Below are 15,363 nucleotides of genomic sequence, written 5' to 3'. Positions count from 1 at the left end.
CCGGGTGACGGTAGGCCGGGTCCGCGTGGCGGGACGTGCGGCCTCGCCCAGAGAACGGGGGACGCAGCCCGGCCCCGGGTCCCGGTCCGGGCACGGACTCGCCGAGATGTCACGACGTGCCGCTCGCGTTCGAAGGTGAGCGGCACGTCGTGACACCTCGACGGAGATGGCAGGGCTGGCGGGGCCGGCCTCAGACGGCGGGCTGGCCGGCGGCGTACCAGGCGGCGAGCCGGCGCAGGCCCTCGTCGACGCTCACCTCGGGCGTCCACCGGAGGTCGTGCTGCGTGCGCCGCTGGTCGAACCAGTGCGCGGCGGACAGCTGCGCGGCGAGGAACCTCGTCATGGGTGGTTCGTCGGCGCCCGGTCGCACGGCCCAGACGCGCTCGACGAGTGACCCCGCGGCGCGGGCGACTCCGGCCGGCACCCGCAGGCGAGGGGCGGGCACCCCGGCGGCCGCGCAGATCCCGGCCATCAGGTCGGCGACGGTGCGGGGCTCGCCGTTGGTGATCACGTACGACTCGCCGCTGACCTCGTCCACGCGCTCGAGGGCCGCGGCGATGCCGGACGCCGCGTTGTCGACGTAGATGGAGTCGATCAGGGCGGCGCCGTGGTCGAGCAGCGGCAGGCGCCCGGAGCGGGCCCGGTCGACGATGCGCTCGACGAGCTGGGTGTCGCCCGGGCCCCAGACGAGGTGCGGACGGACGGCCACGACACGCAAGTCGGCGTCCGCCGCCCCGAGGGCGACGCGCTCGGCCGCGGCCTTGGTGCGGGCGTAGTCGCCGCGGGCATGGCCGGGCGAGGCGGGCAGCGCGTCGGCGCCGGCGATCGGCGATCCGGCGCGCGCCGCGGACGGCGGCGAGGCGAAGACCAGCCGCGACACCGAGGAGGCGCGCATCGCCTCGACGAGGGAGCGCGTGCCCCCGACGTTGACGGCCTCGAACTCGGCGGCGTCACCCGCGAGCGACACCTTCGCCGCGAGGTGGACGACCGCGTCCTGGTCGCGGACGGCGGCGGCGGCGGCCCGCGTGTTCGTCATCGATCCGAGCACGTCGCGGGCACCGGGCACGCCCGAGGCCCGGCGCTGGAAGGTGGTGACCTCGTGCCCGGCGTCGGCGACGGCCCGGGCGACGGCTCCGCCGAGCAGGCCGCTCGCCCCGGTGACCAGCACCCTCACGGACGGCGCATCCGACCGCCGGACAGCACCGAGGTCGCCCACGCGGCGAGGCCCGTGCGGTCGATCTTGCTGTTGTGTCGCACGTCGGTCGGCAGCCGCGGCACGACGAGCACCGCGGCCACGGGCCGACCCGACGCCGACCCGACGGCCGAGCGGACCGAAGCCGCCAGGGCCGCGGACGCCAGCCCCGGACGACGAGCCGGGGGGACGGTCTCGGCCACGACGACGACCTGCTGTGTGCCGGCCGGGCCGACGCCGACGACAGCGGCGCGGGCGATGCCGGCCCGCGCCTCCACGGCCTGTTCGGACGCCACCGGCGTCAGGACGCCGGTGGCCGTCGTGATCACGTGGGGCAGGCGGCCCTCGACCCAGAGTCGACCCTGCGCGTCGAGGTGCCCGACGTCACCGGTGCGGTGCCAGCGGGTCTCGGCGGTCGAGCCCAGGCGGCTGATGCGGTGCGTCAGCCAGAGACGGTCGTAGTGGTCCTCGACGTGCGGTGCCGAGACGACGATCTCGCCGGTCACGCCGGCGTCGTCGGTGAACGCCGAGGAGGCGCGGCCCGCGTCGTCGAGCGGAGCGATCCGCACCGTCGTGGTCGCGCCGGGCAGCCCGACGCAGACACCACCCGCGTCGGGCGCGCCCGCGGCGACGGCGGCCTCACGGTCGGCCGCCGCGGAGCGCACGCCCTCGAGCGTGACGTCGGTCATCAGCAGGCCCTCGGTCATGCCGTAGGGCGTGTGGGGCGTCGCGTTCGGCATCAGGTCGCCGGCCGCGGCCAGCAACGTCTCGGAGACGGGCGCACCCGCCGACAGGAACGTCTCGACGCCGGCCAGGGCGCGGTGGTCGGCGGCGTCGCGCTCGTCCGACGTCGCGACGACGCTGGGGAGCGCGGCGGGGGAGAGGAGCCCCCCGGTGGCGGCCACGGCCCCCGTGGCCGCCGCGACCGCCCGGGCGGTCAGGGTGCGCGGCTTCGTGACGTCCATGTCGGGGGTGACGCTCGTCGCCCCGAGGGCGGGGCCGAGCAGGGCGAACGGGGCGAAGCCGGCCACCAGGCCGGGGCCCGGACCGACGCCGTACTGCGCGGCCAGGGCGTCGCGCCGGGCGGTCAGCTGGCCGTGCCGGTAGACGACGCCCTTCGCGGGGCCGGTCGAGCCCGAGGTGAACAGGATCGCGGCCTCGGCGTCGGCCGTGGGGGCGGCGGGCAGCTCGGCGAGAACGCTGCGGGCGCGGCGGCCGAGGGAGGCGATCTCGGGCAGCGACGCCTCGACGCCGAGTGCCCGGGCGGTGACCGGCGACAACGTCGTCGTCGAGATCTTGCGGCCCGGCCAGCCGAGGGCGGTCGCGGCCGTGAGCCCCGGGAGCTGGCCGATGACGTGGTCGGGCCAGGCGCCCCGGACGGCGCGGGTCAGGCCGCGCACGCCGAGACCGGCGTCGGCCACGACCACGACGGCGCCGAGGCGGACGCGGGCGTAGAGCACGGCGGTCAGGTCGGCACCGGGCTGCACGAGCAACGAGACGCGGTCGCCGGGGCGCGCACCGTGCCGGCGCCGACCGAGGGCGATTTCGTGGGCGCGACGGGCGAGCGGGCTCCAGCTGACCGAGCGGGGGCCGTCGGCACCCGCGGGGGCCATCTCGACGAGCGCGGTGGCCGGGCTGTCGGCCAGGGAGTCGAGGTACGACCAGAGCGGGCGGTCCTGCGGGGAGGCGACCCGCGCCTCCTCGGCTCTTGCGTCTTCGGCTGCGGCGGCTCCGGCCGGGGCGGCGACCGCGGCCGCGCCGTCGGGCAGTCGATCGCCCAGCCAGGTGAGCACGGCCCCGGCGTAGTCGACGTCCTCGGCGACGAGGTGGCCCGCACCCTCGAAGCGGTGCACGTCGGCGTGCGGCAGGCGGTCGACCAGGTCGTCGAGGTACCGGTCGGAGAAGATCGGGTCGCGCGGGCCCCAGAGCATCAGGGCCGGCACGGTGAGGTCGCGCAGACCCTCGGCGATGCGGTCGAGCTCGGGGCTGCTGACGTGCTCGGCGTCGACCGGGATGTCGGCCACGAAGCCGCCGATGCCGCCGCGGCGGTCGGCCTGGCGGTACGGAGCCCGGAAGCCGGCCTTCACCTCGGCCGAGAGCGGCGGGGGGGGGGGGCCGAGGGGCACGGCGGGGAAGCCCGTCGGGCCGGCGGTCGCCCGGCCCAGCACGCCACGGGCCAGGGTGAGGCGCAGGGGTGCGGGGATCTTCTCGCCCTCGGGCTGGTGGATCGCGGTGTTGAGCAGCATGAGCCCGGCGAGCTGGTCGGCGTGGTCGACCGCCCAGCCCGTCGAGACGACGCCGCCCCAGTCGTGGCCGAGGGTGACGACGGGACCGGTGACCTCGAGGGCGTCCGTCAGGTCGCCCAGGTCGGAGACGCGGCGGGCCAGCGTCTGCGGCGAGCCCGTGCGCTCGGAGAAGCCCATGTCGAGCTGGTCGACGGCGACGACCCGCCAGGCGGGTCCGCCGGCGGAGGCCGTCTCGACCGTGCGGGCGACGAGGCGGCGCCACAGGTAGGACCAGGTGGGGTTGCCGTGGACGCAGAGGATGGTGCCGACCGGTTCGGCACCGGCGGCGGCCAGCGCCTCGGCGTTGTCGAGGACGTGCCACGTGCGGGAGGCGCGGTGTGCGCCGAGCCCGTACGGCACGTCGACGAGACGCGACCACGACGGTTCGAGCCCGTCGAGACCCGCGGGGGGACGGGACGCCGGCGCCGCGGCGGCGGCGGACCGCGGGAGCCGACTCACCAGGCGAGTTCCATCATCGCGGTGTTGATGCCCGAGCCGACGCCCATCAGCAGCACCCGGTCGCCCTTGCTGAGGGTCTTGCTCTCTTCGACCAGGGTGATCGGGATCGACGCCGGGCCGACGTTGCCGAGGGTCGGGTAGGTGAGCGGGACGAGCTTCTTGTCGATGCCGGCGGCCTTGACGAAGGCGCCGGTGTGCACGTCGCTGACCTGATGCATGATGTAGCGGTCCATGCGCTGCCAGTTCCAGTCGCGCTTGGCCTCTTTCCAGGCCGAGACGACGAGTTCCATGCCGCGCTTGAGCAGGGCCTTGGCGTCGGTGAACATGCCGTCGACGCTGCCGACGCACAGGTCGTAGTTCTCGGTGGCGGCGCGGGTGACGCCGCCGACGATGCGGTGGCCCTCGGGGTGCAGGTCGGCGCGGCCGATGACGGCGGCGGCGGCCCCCGAGCCGAGGGTGAGGCTGGCGAACTCGCTCATGAAGTCGTCGCGGCCGTAGCCCTTGGTGAGCAGACGGTCGATCGTGTTGACCTGGACGTCGTCGGCGTCCTCGCCGTCGATGATGACGGCGTAGTCGATCTGGCCGGCGTCGATCAGCTGGGCGGCGAGGGTCATGCCGTTGACGAAGCCGAGGCAGGCGTTGGCGATGTCGAAGTTCGTCGCCGACGAGGGCAAGCCGAGACCGTGGTGCAGGCGGACCGCGACCGAGGGCTCGAGGTGGGGGCGCGTGACCGACGTGTTGATCAGCAGGCCGACCTGGTCGGGGCGGATGCCGGCCTCGGCCATCGCACGCTTGCCCGCGTCGATCGCCGCCGAGTCGAAGCTCTGCTCGGTGCTCCAGTTGCGACGCTCGTAGACGCCGGCGACGCGCTGCAGCAGACCCGTCGGCAGCTTGAGGCGTTTGAGCACGGGGGCGAGCTTCTCGTCGATGCTCTCGGAGGTGGTGACCCGGTCGGCCATGGTGCTGGTGACCGACAGCAACGCGACGTTGCTGTGCCGGGTCGTAGCGTTTCCGTTCAACGGAACTCCCTGTCGAGTTGTGGCGGGGTGGGGCTGCACGCGCGCGCGGGGTCGCGAGCGGAGCCGAACGTCGTGGGCACCGGTTCGGTGCATCCGTCAGTTTACGGCGACGGACGCTGGGTGGTTGCCAGGTTGACGGGGCACGTCCATGCCCTGAACGGCATGTGACCGGGGGTTCCGGAGTCAGGCCTCGGGGTCGCGGGGCAGTCGGACGACGCGGCGCCGGTCGTCACGCGTCCACCAGACGAGGTCGGCCACGGCCCAGGTGACGGCACCCAGACCGGCGGCCACGACGATCACGGTGACGACGGTGACGTGGCCCCCGCCGACCGTCAGGGCGGCGACGATGCTCGCGATCACGACGAGGGCGCAGAACGTCGTGACGAGGGGCAGGGCGATGCCGCCGCGTTTGGTGAGCAGCCAGTTCGGCACGTCGGGGTCGACGTGGACGTCTCGTCGTCGCACGGTGCCTCCTCGGCGGATCGGGGTCCCGGCGATCGTAGCCCGCGCACCTTGTACCCTCGGGTGCATGAGCGACCTGCGGCGACCCTGGTTCACCCTGACGAAGACGGGCGCCGTGGTGCCCGCCGTGTTCGAGGTGCTGATCGGCCTGTTCGGCCTCGTCGTGCAGGTGCTCAACATCGCCTCGGGGGTGCCGGTCCAGGCGCTGACCGTCATCATCCTGGTCGTGGCCGTGCTGCTGATCGCGCAGGGCGTCGCCGACCTCGTCTGGTGGAGCAAGGACGGCCGTCGGGCGAGGGCGCGGCAGGTCTGACCGCAGCGCGGGGACCGTCCCGGCCACCCGCTCAGACGGTCGCCTCCGGGCGGGGCCGCCGCAGTCGGTGCGTCGCGAGCAGCACGACGACCACCACGCCCACCCCGATGGCGGTGTCGGCCGTCCTGGCCGCCACGAGGGCGCCCACGTCGACGGGTGCGCCGCCGAGTGCCCGCATGCCGAGCGCCATGGGCGTGATGAACACGAGCGCCAGTCCGTAGTTGCGGACGATGAGCAGCTCGGTCGCGAACTGCAGCACGCCGAAGGCGACGATCAGGGCCGCGACCCCGGGCTGCCAGGCCAGCAGCAGGGCCGCGAGGCCGACCCCGACGAGGGTGCCGAGGAGGCGGTGGCCGGCCCGCACGAGCTGGCCCGCCGTCGCGGTCCCCACCACGGGCACCACGGCCGACACCATCGCCCAGTACGGGCTCTGCACGCCGAGACCCAGGCTGATCAGCCCGGCGACGATCGAGGCCACCAGGCAGACCGAGGCGTGGGCGACCGCCCGTCGGCCGTCCAGGGGGCGGGGGCCGCGCCTCCATCGGCGTCCGTCGGCGGTGGCGAGCGCGCGGCGACCGGCGGGCCGCAGCACGCCCGCGACCGACGCGAGGAGGGCGAGGGCGAGACTCGCCGGGGCGACGGCCGCGGCCACCGCGACGGTCGACGTGCTCGCGGGCACGAACGCCGAGACGCCGAGGCCGAAGACGAAGAAGAGCGGGCCGGGCGGGCTCCAGCGGCGCAGGTCGGAGACGGCGGACGTGACGCCGGCGACGAGACCGATCGTGACGACCAGCACCCAGACCGGGGCCGACGAGGCGGCCAGTGCGGGGCCCAGCACCACGCGGGCGACGAGGGCGGGCCCGGCCTCGAGCTGCATCTCGAGCCGCTGGAAACGGGGCAGTCCTCGGCCGAACGCCGAGGCGAAGGCCCCGAAGACCGCGTAGGGCGTCCACTCGACGTGACCGATCAGCGCCAGCACGACCATCGGCGCGAGCACGGACGCGGCGACGCGGGCGGCCGGGCGGTGTGCGCCGTCGTGCGGGCCGAAGCGGACCAGGTCGCGGGGGTGCGGCAGCAGGCGGTGGGTGGGGGTCGTGGTCGTGATGGGGCGGTCCTCTGGTCGACGCGGCGTGGGCGCTCGTCGTCGAACTGCTTCACGGGTGAATGATCTGTCGTCTACTTTACTCGTGAACCATCGGTAGGCTCAAGCGCATGACCGATCCCGGGCCCCGCGACGTGATCGACGACGTCCACGACCGGTGGCGCGAACTCCGACCCGACCTCGACGTCTCGGCCATCCCCGTGATCGGCCGCGTCAACCGGCTCGCCCGCATCGTGCAGCGGCGCAGCGACGACCTGCTCGCCGAGTTCGGCCTGGGGCGGACGGACTTCGACCTGCTCGCGGCCCTCATCCGACGCGACGCCCCGATGAGCCCGACGCGACTGGCCGACGAGACGCTCCTGTCGCCGCCGGCCGTCACGAAACGCCTCAAGGGCCTGCTCGGGGCAGGCCTCGTCGACCGTACGGCGAACCCCGCCGACCACCGCGGCTACTTCGTCGCGCCGACCGCAGCCGGGCGCCGCCTGATCGACCGCGTGCTCGAGGTGCAGCTCGCCGACGAGCGGGCGATGCTCGCCGCCCTGCCCGAGGAGGCGCGCGCGGCCGTCGCGGACGGCCTGCGTCACCTGCTCGTCGCCCTCGAGGGCTGACTCGTGACGTCCGCTCGGGACGACAGGAAGAAGAGAGCCGGCCACGGGACTTGAACCCGTAACCTTCCGATTACAAGTCGGATGCGCTACCAATTGCGCCAGGCCGGCGAGACTCGCCCATCTTACCCAGCCCGCGCCTCCCCACTCGGCGTCGAGGATGCGGTCGGTGCAGGATTGGCGCTCCGAGGCCGAGAAGTGGTGAAGTAGACGGAGCGCACCGCGCCTGCCGGACGCACCGACCTGAGGAGCCCCCTTTGTCCACGATCTTGACCGCGCTCGGTTCGCTCGCCCTGCTCTTCGTCAGCTTCGCCCTGTTCGCCTACTCGTTCGGCTCGGGCGAGCCCAACGCCTTCGTCTTCTTCGGGGGCATCGTGCTGATGACCGGGTCGTTCTGGCTGCCCATCACGGTGATCGGCAACAGCCACAAGACCTGGTGACCGGGTCGGTGCCCGCAGGGGCATCGACCGACTACGGCGTGCTGACGAACTGCTCGGGGTCGAGCAGCTTGCGCGGCTTGGCGTCGTCGCCGTCACGACCGCCGACGTAGAGCCAACCCAGCAGCTGTTCTCCGTCGCGCAGGCCGTGCGCCGTCGCCACCTCGGGGGCCCGGGTCAGGACACCGGTACGCCAGAACACGCCCCACCCCTCGTCGTCGAGCACGAGCGACAGCAGGTGTGCCACACCCGAGGCGACCGACTCTTGCTCCCAGTAGGGGACCTTGCGGCTCTCGCGAGGCGACACGACCACCGCGACGATCAAGGGCGCCCGCAGCGCCTTCTGCGTCAGCTTGTCGCGGGCGTGGCCCTCGGCCCCACCCGCGTCGGCCAGCGATCGGCCCACGACGAGACGGTCGTCGCCGCGGAACTCGATCAACCGCCACGGGCGCAACTCGGAGTGGTCCGCCACCGTCGCCGCCGACCGCACGGCGTCGAGCAGCTGCTCGTGCGTCGGCGCGACGTCGGTGACCTTCGACCGGGACCGTCGACGCCGGGCGGCGTCGGCGACGGCGCTCACTACTCGGCGGCCTTGAAGTCGAGCGAGATGCTGTTCATGCAGTACCGGTCGCCGGTCGGCGTGCCGAAGCCGTCGGGGAACACGTGGCCCAGGTGCGAGCCGCAGTTCGCACACCGGACCTCGGTGCGGGTCATGCCGAGCGAGTTGTCCTCGATCAGCTGCACCGCTTCCGCGTCCACCGACTCGTAGAAGCTCGGCCAGCCACAACCGCTGTCGAACTTGGTGCCGCTCTTGAACAGCTCGGCGCCGCACGCCGCACAGGCGTAGACGCCGGCACGGCTCTCGTCGAGCAGCTCACCGGTCCAGGGGCGCTCGGTGGCGGCCTCCCGCAGGACGGAGTACTGCTCGGCGTCGAGCTCTTCGCGCCACTGCTCGTCGGTCTTCTCGATCTTGTACGCCACGATGATCTCCTCGCTAGTCGGGACTCCTCATTCAACACGGTCGACCGGTGCACGATTCCCCGGCCCCCACCGGGCTGCCAGACTCCTGGTCGTGAGCACCTCCGACCGCTTCCTGGCCGCGGCCCTCGCCTTCGACCGCGAGGGGTCGCCGTCGCAGGCCGAGCTCGCGCGGGGCATCGCGGGCGATCCGGCGGCGCTCACCGTCGTCGACCGGGCCGAGGAGGCGCGGCGCCAGCCCGTCCTCGTCCTGGCGGTCTGCCGGTGGCTGGGTGCGCCGCACGGGTCCTGGTCGGTGCTGAGGCCCTGGCTGCTCGCCCGCTCCGACGACGTCGTAGCCGAACTCGGTCGGAGACTCACCCAGACCAACGACGTGCGCCGCTGCGCCCCGCTGTCGATCGCGCTGGCCCGCGTACCCGGCCCGATCGCCCTGATCGAGGTCGGCGCCTCGGCCGGCCTCTGCCTCGGTGTCGACCGCTACGGCTACCGCTCGGGCGACCGGACCTGGGGTGACGCGTCGAGCACGGTGCAGCTCGGGATCGACGTCGTCGTCGAGGGCCCGACCCGGTCCCGGGCGGAGCTGCCGACGGGACGGCTGCCCGAGGTCGTCTGGCGGGCGGGGATCGACCTCGACCCGGTCGACGTCCGTGACCCCGAGCAGGTGGCCTGGCTCGAGACGCTGCTGCCGCCCGAGCGCGGTGACCGGCGGGACCTGCTGGGGCGGGCCGTCGCGCTCGCCCGCACCGCGCCTCCTCGGCTCGTCGCGGCGGACGCCGTCGACGGTCTCGCCGCACTCGTGGACGAGGCCCCGTCGGGCGCCACGCCGGTCGTGGTCTCGACGGGCACGCTCGTCTACCTGCCGGGTCGGCGGCGCCAGGCCTTCGTCGACGGGGTCGGCCGGTTGGGTGCGCGGTGGATCTCGTACGAGCGCCGCGACCTGCTGACGGACGTGGTCGCCGAGGTGCCGCCGGGGGTGTCTCCCGACGACGCGTTCGCGGCCCTCGCCCTCGACGGCCGGGTGCTGGGCGTGGGGGACGCCCCCGGCACGCGGCTGCGCCTCACGGCCTGACCGTGAGCCGGCCCGCGGCACCGGGTGACCGACGGCGCCTCGGTCGGGTGGGTGCGTTGTCGGACCACGCCCCCGGCCTCCGCGATCGCTCGGGGTGCCGCCCGTAGGATGACCCGGAACCCAGGGGAGGGCCGCCACGATGGACGAGAACGCGACAGGTGACGACGTGCGCTCGAGCGTGCTGTCCGAACGCGACCGCGCCGTCCTCGACTTCGAGCAGCGTGCCCCTGCCTCGGCCGGTGCGCGAGAGGCCGCGATCCGTCGCGAGTTCGGCCTCGGGGTCGTCCGTTACCAGCAGATGCTCAACTCGCTCATAGACCGACCCGCTGCACTGGCCTACGCACCCATGCTCGTCGGCCGCCTGCAACGCCTGCGAGTCGCCCGCCGCGACGCCCGATCGACTCGTTCGTTCGGTCCGACCCGCTGACCCACGAGAGACCACGCATGCCGAAATTCGACCGAGACCGGTTCGACGACGTCCCCGCCGACCTCGACCGCGTCGGGGCCCATAGGGCCGAGAAGCGTCCCGGCAGCGGCTGGATCGGCTTCGCCTGGGCGGCCCTCGCCGTCGGCGTGCTCGTCGGTGCCGGGGTCGTCTACCTCGGGGTCGCGAACAACAGCTTCCAGTTCGTCAACCCGTCGTCGTCGAGCACAGCCGAGGCCCAGGCGCCCGACACCGAGACGGCGACCCCGACGGCCACGCCGACGGTGGCCCCGCTGACGGACCCCTCGCAGGTCGACCCCTCGGTCACCACCATCACCGTCCTGAACGGCACGGCCACCGCCGGGCTCGCCGGTTCGGCCTCCGAGCGGCTCGAGACCGCCGGCTGGGGCGTCGGCACCCAGGGCAACGCCAGCGAGCGCGTCGCGACGTCCACCGTCTACTACTCGGCGGCCGACGACGAGGCCGCGGCGCTCGGACTCGCCCAGCAGCTCGGCATCACCGACGTCGAGGCGAGCGACGCCTTCCCGGGTGCCGCCGTCACGATCGTCCTCGGGGCCGACTACAGCGCCTGACGACGCCGCCCTGGCGGTCTCGATCCGAGGAGGCGCGGGCCCCGTCGGGCCCTCACCTCGCCTCCCGTGTTACGTCCACGTTTAATAACCGGTGAAATCCTCGTTTTCTGCGGGTGTTTCTCGGATGAGGTGCCCTTTTCCGCTTTTCGCGTGATTAGCATCTGGAATTGGTCGCCCCCCACGGCTCGCCGACCTGGTGTTCTGCACGAGTGACGCTGTCCCGTCCGGGCTCGCAGATGACTGCGTCGACGACCCGGCTCTGCAGCACCGCACGCGCCGTACCACCACAGCAAGGAGAGCGACACCATGGCAAACGGGACCGTGAAATGGTTCAACGCGGAGAAGGGCTACGGCTTCATCACCGTCGAGGGAGACGGCCAGGACGTCTTCGTGCACTACTCGGCGATCGACATGAGCGGGTACAAGGTCCTCGAAGAGGGTCAGGCCGTCGTGTTCGAGGTCGGCACGGGTGACAAGGGGCCGCAGGCGGAGTCCGTCCGGCTCGCCTGAGGCCCGTCGGTGCGCGTCGACGCACCCACCCCCTCGCCGCACGCCGTCACGGTCCACCGTGGCGGCGTGCTCGTGTGTCCGGGCCCCGCCACGTCACTTGCACTCTCATCGGGCGAGTGCCAGAATCGTTGCTGGCACTCGCGACACGTGAGTGCCAATGCTTCTGCTTCATGACGTCCGGGAGGGACGAAAAACACACATGGCTAAGATCATTGCTTTTGACGAAGAGGCCCGTCGTGGCCTCGAGCGTGGCCTGAACATCCTGGCCGACGCGGTGAAGGTCACGCTCGGCCCGCGTGGTCGCAACGTCGTGCTCGAGAAGAAGTGGGGCGCCCCCACCATCACGAACGACGGCGTCTCCATCGCCAAAGAGATCGAGCTCGACGACCCCTTCGAGAAGATCGGTGCCGAGCTCGTCAAAGAGGTCGCGAAGAAGACCGACGACGTCGCCGGTGACGGCACGACCACCGCGACGGTGCTGGCCCAGGCCCTCGTCCGCGAAGGTCTGCGCAACGTCGCGGCCGGTGCCGACCCCATCTCGCTGAAGCGCGGCATCGAGAAGGCCGCCCAGGCCGTCTCCGACCAGCTGCTCGCCGACGCGAAGGACATCGAGACCAAAGAGCAGATCGCTGCCACGGCCTCGATCTCCGCTGCCGACCCCACCATCGGTGCACTCATCGCCGAAGCGATCGACAAGGTCGGCAAAGAGGGCGTCGTCACCGTCGAAGAGAGCAACACCTTCGGCACCGAGCTCGAGCTCACCGAGGGCATGCGCTTCGACAAGGGCTACCTGTCGCAGTACTTCGTCACCGACCCCGAGCGCCAGGAAGCCGTCTTCGAAGACGCCTACGTGCTCATCGTCAACTCGAAGATCTCGAACATCAAAGACCTGCTGCCGATCGTCGACAAGGTCATCCAGTCGGGCAAGCAGCTGCTCATCATCGCCGAGGACGTCGACGGCGAGGCCCTGGCCACGCTCGTCGTGAACAAGATCCGCGGCATCTTCAAGTCGGTCGCCGTCAAGGCCCCCGGCTTCGGCGACCGTCGCAAGGCGCAGCTGCAGGACATCGCGATCCTCACCGGTGGTCAGGTCATCGCCGAAGAGGTCGGCCTCAAGCTCGAGAACGCGACGCTCGACCTGCTCGGTCGTGCCCGCAAGGTCATCATCACCAAGGACGAGACGACCATCGTCGAGGGTGCCGGTGACGACGAGCAGATCGCCGGCCGCGTCCGTCAGATCCGCAGCGAGATCGAGGCGACCGACAGCGACTACGACCGCGAGAAGCTCCAGGAGCGTCTCGCGAAGCTCGCCGGCGGCGTCGCCGTCATCAAGGCGGGTGCCGCGACCGAGGTCGAGCTGAAAGAGCGCAAGCACCGCATCGAGGACGCCGTGCGCAACGCGAAGGCCGCCGTCGAAGAGGGCATCGTCGCCGGTGGTGGCGTCGCCCTCATCCAGGCCGGCAAGACCGCTCTGGCGAACCTGCAGCTCGAGGGCGACGAGGCGACGGGTGCGAACATCGTCCGCGTCGCGATCGACGCTCCCCTGAAGCAGATCGCCTTCAACGCCGGCATGGAGCCCGGCGTCGTGGCCGACAAGGTCCGCGGGCTCGACATCGGCTGGGGCCTCAACGCCGCGACCGGCGAGTACGTCGACATGCTGGCCGCCGGCATCATCGACCCCGCCAAGGTCACGCGTTCGGCTCTGCAGAACGCCGCGTCGATCGCCGGTCTGTTCCTCACGACCGAGGCCGTCGTCGCCGACAAGCCCGAGAAGAACCCGGCTCCGGCCGGCGACCCCTCGGGTGGCATGGACTTCTAGTCCGCAGCCGCGCGGCTCACACCGCGCACACGCTCAAGGGCGGTTCCCCTCCGGGGGAGCCGCCCTTCGGCGTTGCCGGGGGGAAGAGCGTGCCCCTCGGCTCGGGCGGCTCCGGACGACGCCACGAAGTAGACACGACGCGACGCCAGGATGTGGTCACGACGCCACGGGAAGACGTGGTGCAGTGTCCACTTCCCGGCGCTGTGGGACGGGTGCGGGGCACGTGGTGCAGGCCGCAGGGTTCGGCGGTGGGGCCGGGGCCGGGGCCGGTCGGGCTAAGCGGTCGCGGCGGCGGCGGGCTCGGCCGCGGTGACCGCGTCGGCGGGCATGAGCGGCAGGGCGACGCGGAACGTGGCTCCACCCCCGGGGGTGTCGTCGACGTCCACCGAGCCGCCGTGGGCCGCGACGATGCCCGACACGATGGCCAGACCGAGGCCGCTGCCGCCCGTGTCGCGGGTGCGCGACGAGTCGGCACGCCAGAAGCGCTGGAAGATCTTCTCGCGGATCTGCGGCGGGATGCCCTCGCCGTGGTCGACGATGGCGACGGTGGCGACACCGCGCCCGGGGTCGGACTGCACCACGAGCTCGATCGGGCTGTCCGGCTCGGTGAACCGCATGGCGTTGCCCATCAGGTTGGTGATCACCTGGCGGATCTTGTTCTCCTCGCCGTGCACGATGGCCGGGGCCTCGAACCGCTGCACCTCGTCCTGGAGCTGGGCGGCGGTGGCCGTGTCGCCGTTGCGGACGGCCCGAGCCCTCAGGCTGCGGAGGCGGGCGAGGGTCGCGCCCGCGAACGAGATCGCACCCGTCGCGCCGGCCGAGGCATCCGTGGGCGAGGTGCCCGCGGCGGCGGTGCTCGCAGCTGGCGGCGCGGTCTCGGGAGAGCGTCCGTCGGCCGACGTCTCGTCGCCGTCGGTCGGAGCCTGCGCCGAGGCGAGGACGGGCTCGAGCACGATCACGTCGATGTCTCGATCGGGGTTCGACGCCATCGTGTCGAGGGCCGAGTCGCGCGCCAGCTGCACGAGGTCGACGGGACCGAGCTCGAGCGGCTTGGACTCGTCGAGACGGGCGAGGGCGAGGAGGTCCTGCACCAGCACGCCCATGCGGATGGCTTCTTTCTCGATGCGGTCCATGGCCTGAGCGACGTCCTCGGGCTTGGTGAGCGCGCCCATGCGGTACAGCTCGGCGTAACCGCGGAGGGAGACGAGCGGAGTCCGGAGTTCGTGGCTCGCGTCGCCGACGAAGCGGCGCATCTGGTCGATCGTCCTGGCCCGGTCGTCGAAAGCGCTGTCGATGCGGTTGAGCATCGTGTTGAGGGACCGGTTCAGTCGTCCCACCTCGGTGTTCGGCGTCGTCGAGTCGAGTCGTTGGGTGAAGTCGCCGTCGGCGAAGCGGGCCGCGGTGGCCTCGACGTCGCGCAGCGGCGCGAAGGTCGACGTGACGAGCAGGCGGGGGAGCGCGGCGCCGAGCACGACGACCGAGAGGCCGAACCCCAGGAAGATGCCGCCGAAGCGCCCGATGGGGGCGTTGGTGCCTGCCAGGTTGGGGCCGGCCACGATGACGGCCGGCACGGTCGTCACGCCGCCCTGGGCGTCGGTCGAACGCAGGTTGGCCGCGTGGGCGAAGAGGCGCCACTCGTTGTCACGGGTCGCGTTGTACCGGTTGAAGGCCTCGTCGAGGGGAGCGCCGGCGACGCCGACGCCGGAGAGGTCGGGCGCGTCGGTGGCACTCGACAGCTGTGAGCGGGTGTCGCAGATCAGGTCGCCCTCGTCGTCGAGGATCGCCACGTAGCTGCTGGTCAGACCGGCGAAGTTCACGGTGCACGACCGGGAGTCCGCCTGGTCGAAGGAGGCGCTGGTGAAGTTCGTCGCCGAGTTCCGCAGGGACGTGTCGACCTGCCCCATCAGGTAGGTGCTGAGGACGGTCATCGTGCCGAGGCCGGCGACGACGAGGCCGAGGGTGACCAGGGTCACCGTGATGCCGGTGATCTTGGTGCGGATGGAGATCTCGTTCCACCACTGCGAGAGGCGAGCGTGCATGAGGTCAGACGTTATCGGAGCCGGCTGGGCACACCCCGCTCGTCACCGCACGCGCGA

At 72.5% G+C, this 15,363-nt stretch carries 16 protein-coding genes and 1 tRNA gene; 8 read left to right on the top strand and 9 right to left on the bottom strand.

Going from position 1 to position 15,363, the window contains the following annotated elements; genetic code table 11:
- Nucleotides 1–190: 190 nt before the first annotated feature.
- The 4 genes from AEQ27_RS11810 to AEQ27_RS11795 all read right to left on the bottom strand — a co-directional run bounded on the left by AEQ27_RS11810 (nt 191) and on the right by AEQ27_RS11795 (nt 5,420).
- Nucleotides 191–1,174, bottom strand: coding sequence for an NAD(P)-dependent oxidoreductase (locus AEQ27_RS11810; protein ID WP_054146887.1), 984 nt, complete (start codon nt 1,172–1,174; stop codon nt 191–193).
- The gene (locus AEQ27_RS11805) at nt 1,171–3,936 is read right to left on the bottom strand and encodes an alpha/beta fold hydrolase (RefSeq protein WP_054146839.1); all 2,766 of its coding nucleotides are present in this window, start codon (nt 3,934–3,936) and stop codon (nt 1,171–1,173) included. The genes AEQ27_RS11810 and AEQ27_RS11805 overlap by 4 nt, the downstream gene beginning before the upstream one ends.
- Nucleotides 3,933–4,955 (bottom strand): 3-oxoacyl-ACP synthase III, encoded by a 1,023-nt coding sequence (locus AEQ27_RS11800; RefSeq protein ID WP_054146838.1) that lies wholly within the window; start codon nt 4,953–4,955, stop codon nt 3,933–3,935. Before AEQ27_RS11800 ends, AEQ27_RS11805 begins: the two co-directional genes overlap by 4 nt.
- 183 nt (nt 4,956–5,138) lie before the next feature.
- The gene (locus tag AEQ27_RS11795; protein WP_054146837.1) at nt 5,139–5,420 is read right to left on the bottom strand and encodes a hypothetical protein; all 282 of its coding nucleotides are present in this window, start codon (nt 5,418–5,420) and stop codon (nt 5,139–5,141) included.
- Nucleotides 5,421–5,484: 64 nt separating this feature from the next.
- On the opposite strand from AEQ27_RS11795, the gene AEQ27_RS11790 reads away from it, so the two are divergent.
- Complete coding sequence (locus tag AEQ27_RS11790) at nt 5,485–5,730, top strand: hypothetical protein (protein ID WP_054146836.1); 246 nt, start codon at nt 5,485–5,487, stop codon at nt 5,728–5,730.
- 31 nt (nt 5,731–5,761) lie between these two features.
- Here AEQ27_RS11790 and AEQ27_RS11785 read toward each other — a convergent pair whose 3' ends face one another.
- Nucleotides 5,762–6,727 carry an FUSC family protein gene (locus AEQ27_RS11785; RefSeq protein ID WP_152970338.1) on the bottom strand — a complete coding sequence of 322 codons (966 nt, stop codon included), beginning with the start codon at nt 6,725–6,727 and terminating at the stop codon, nt 5,762–5,764.
- 215 nt (nt 6,728–6,942) lie between these two features.
- Here AEQ27_RS11785 and AEQ27_RS11780 point away from each other — a divergent pair, with 215 nt between their 5' ends.
- Nucleotides 6,943–7,440: a MarR family winged helix-turn-helix transcriptional regulator gene (locus AEQ27_RS11780; protein WP_054146834.1), complete on the top strand. Its 498-nt coding sequence runs from the start codon at nt 6,943–6,945 to the stop codon at nt 7,438–7,440.
- Between the two features lie 35 nt (nt 7,441–7,475).
- On the opposite strand, the gene AEQ27_RS11775 is transcribed toward AEQ27_RS11780, so the two are convergent.
- Nucleotides 7,476–7,548, bottom strand: a tRNA-Thr gene (locus AEQ27_RS11775).
- A 146-nt stretch (nt 7,549–7,694) separates the two neighbouring features.
- Here AEQ27_RS11775 and AEQ27_RS11770 point away from each other — a divergent pair.
- Nucleotides 7,695–7,877 (top strand): hypothetical protein, encoded by a 183-nt coding sequence (locus AEQ27_RS11770; protein ID WP_054146833.1) that lies wholly within the window; start codon nt 7,695–7,697, stop codon nt 7,875–7,877.
- Between the two features lie 31 nt (nt 7,878–7,908).
- Here the strand turns inward: AEQ27_RS11770 and AEQ27_RS11765 are convergent, their stop codons facing one another.
- Together AEQ27_RS11765 and msrB are read right to left on the bottom strand one after the other, a co-directional pair.
- On the bottom strand, nt 7,909–8,454 hold the full coding sequence (locus AEQ27_RS11765) for a nitroreductase family protein (RefSeq protein WP_043593534.1): 546 nt from the start codon (nt 8,452–8,454) through the stop codon (nt 7,909–7,911).
- Nucleotides 8,454–8,855, bottom strand: a complete 402-nt coding sequence (gene msrB, locus AEQ27_RS11760; protein ID WP_054146832.1) for a peptide-methionine (R)-S-oxide reductase MsrB — start codon at nt 8,853–8,855, stop codon at nt 8,454–8,456. The genes AEQ27_RS11765 and msrB overlap by 1 nt, the downstream gene beginning before the upstream one ends.
- Nucleotides 8,856–8,946: 91 nt before the next feature.
- Between msrB and AEQ27_RS11755 the strand changes: the two genes are divergently transcribed.
- From AEQ27_RS11755 to groL, 5 genes are all read left to right on the top strand, one after another.
- Nucleotides 8,947–9,921, top strand: coding sequence for a DUF2332 domain-containing protein (locus AEQ27_RS11755; RefSeq protein ID WP_054146831.1), 975 nt, complete (start codon nt 8,947–8,949; stop codon nt 9,919–9,921).
- A 139-nt stretch (nt 9,922–10,060) separates the two neighbouring features.
- Entirely contained in the window at nt 10,061–10,348 is a 288-nt protein-coding gene (locus AEQ27_RS11750) for a DUF3263 domain-containing protein (RefSeq protein ID WP_054146830.1), read from the top strand.
- Nucleotides 10,349–10,365: 17 nt separating this feature from the next.
- Entirely contained in the window at nt 10,366–10,938 is a 573-nt protein-coding gene (locus AEQ27_RS11745) for a LytR C-terminal domain-containing protein (protein WP_054146829.1), read from the top strand.
- A 306-nt stretch (nt 10,939–11,244) separates the two neighbouring features.
- Nucleotides 11,245–11,448: a cold-shock protein gene (locus AEQ27_RS11740; RefSeq protein WP_054146828.1), complete on the top strand. Its 204-nt coding sequence runs from the start codon at nt 11,245–11,247 to the stop codon at nt 11,446–11,448.
- A gap of 199 nt (nt 11,449–11,647) precedes the next feature.
- The gene (groL, locus tag AEQ27_RS11735) at nt 11,648–13,267 is read left to right on the top strand and encodes a chaperonin GroEL (RefSeq protein ID WP_043593524.1); all 1,620 of its coding nucleotides are present in this window, start codon (nt 11,648–11,650) and stop codon (nt 13,265–13,267) included.
- Nucleotides 13,268–13,542: 275 nt separating this feature from the next.
- On the opposite strand, the gene AEQ27_RS11730 is transcribed toward groL, so the two are convergent.
- Entirely contained in the window at nt 13,543–15,306 is a 1,764-nt protein-coding gene (locus tag AEQ27_RS11730; protein ID WP_054146827.1) for a cell wall metabolism sensor histidine kinase WalK, read from the bottom strand.
- Nucleotides 15,307–15,363: the final 57 nt, after the last annotated feature.

This window comes from Frigoribacterium sp. RIT-PI-h, from assembly GCF_001297205.1.
Lineage (GTDB): Bacteria > Actinomycetota > Actinomycetes > Actinomycetales > Microbacteriaceae > Frigoribacterium.
The sequence above is the reverse complement of the archived record's forward strand: the minus strand, read 5'-3'. Positions and strand labels throughout refer to the sequence as shown.

Coding starts and splice junctions, on each gene's coding strand:
- groL (WP_043593524.1), top strand. CDS start 11,648: ATGGCTAAGATCATTGCTTTTGACGAAGAGGCCCGTCGTGGCCTCGAG.
- AEQ27_RS11790 (WP_054146836.1), top strand. CDS start 5,485: ATGAGCGACCTGCGGCGACCCTGGTTCACCCTGACGAAGACGGGCGCC.
- AEQ27_RS11740 (WP_054146828.1), top strand. CDS start 11,245: ATGGCAAACGGGACCGTGAAATGGTTCAACGCGGAGAAGGGCTACGGC.
- AEQ27_RS11750 (WP_054146830.1), top strand. CDS start 10,061: ATGGACGAGAACGCGACAGGTGACGACGTGCGCTCGAGCGTGCTGTCC.
- AEQ27_RS11730 (WP_054146827.1), bottom strand. CDS start 15,306: ATGCACGCTCGCCTCTCGCAGTGGTGGAACGAGATCTCCATCCGCACC.
- AEQ27_RS11780 (WP_054146834.1), top strand. CDS start 6,943: ATGACCGATCCCGGGCCCCGCGACGTGATCGACGACGTCCACGACCGG.
- AEQ27_RS11745 (WP_054146829.1), top strand. CDS start 10,366: ATGCCGAAATTCGACCGAGACCGGTTCGACGACGTCCCCGCCGACCTC.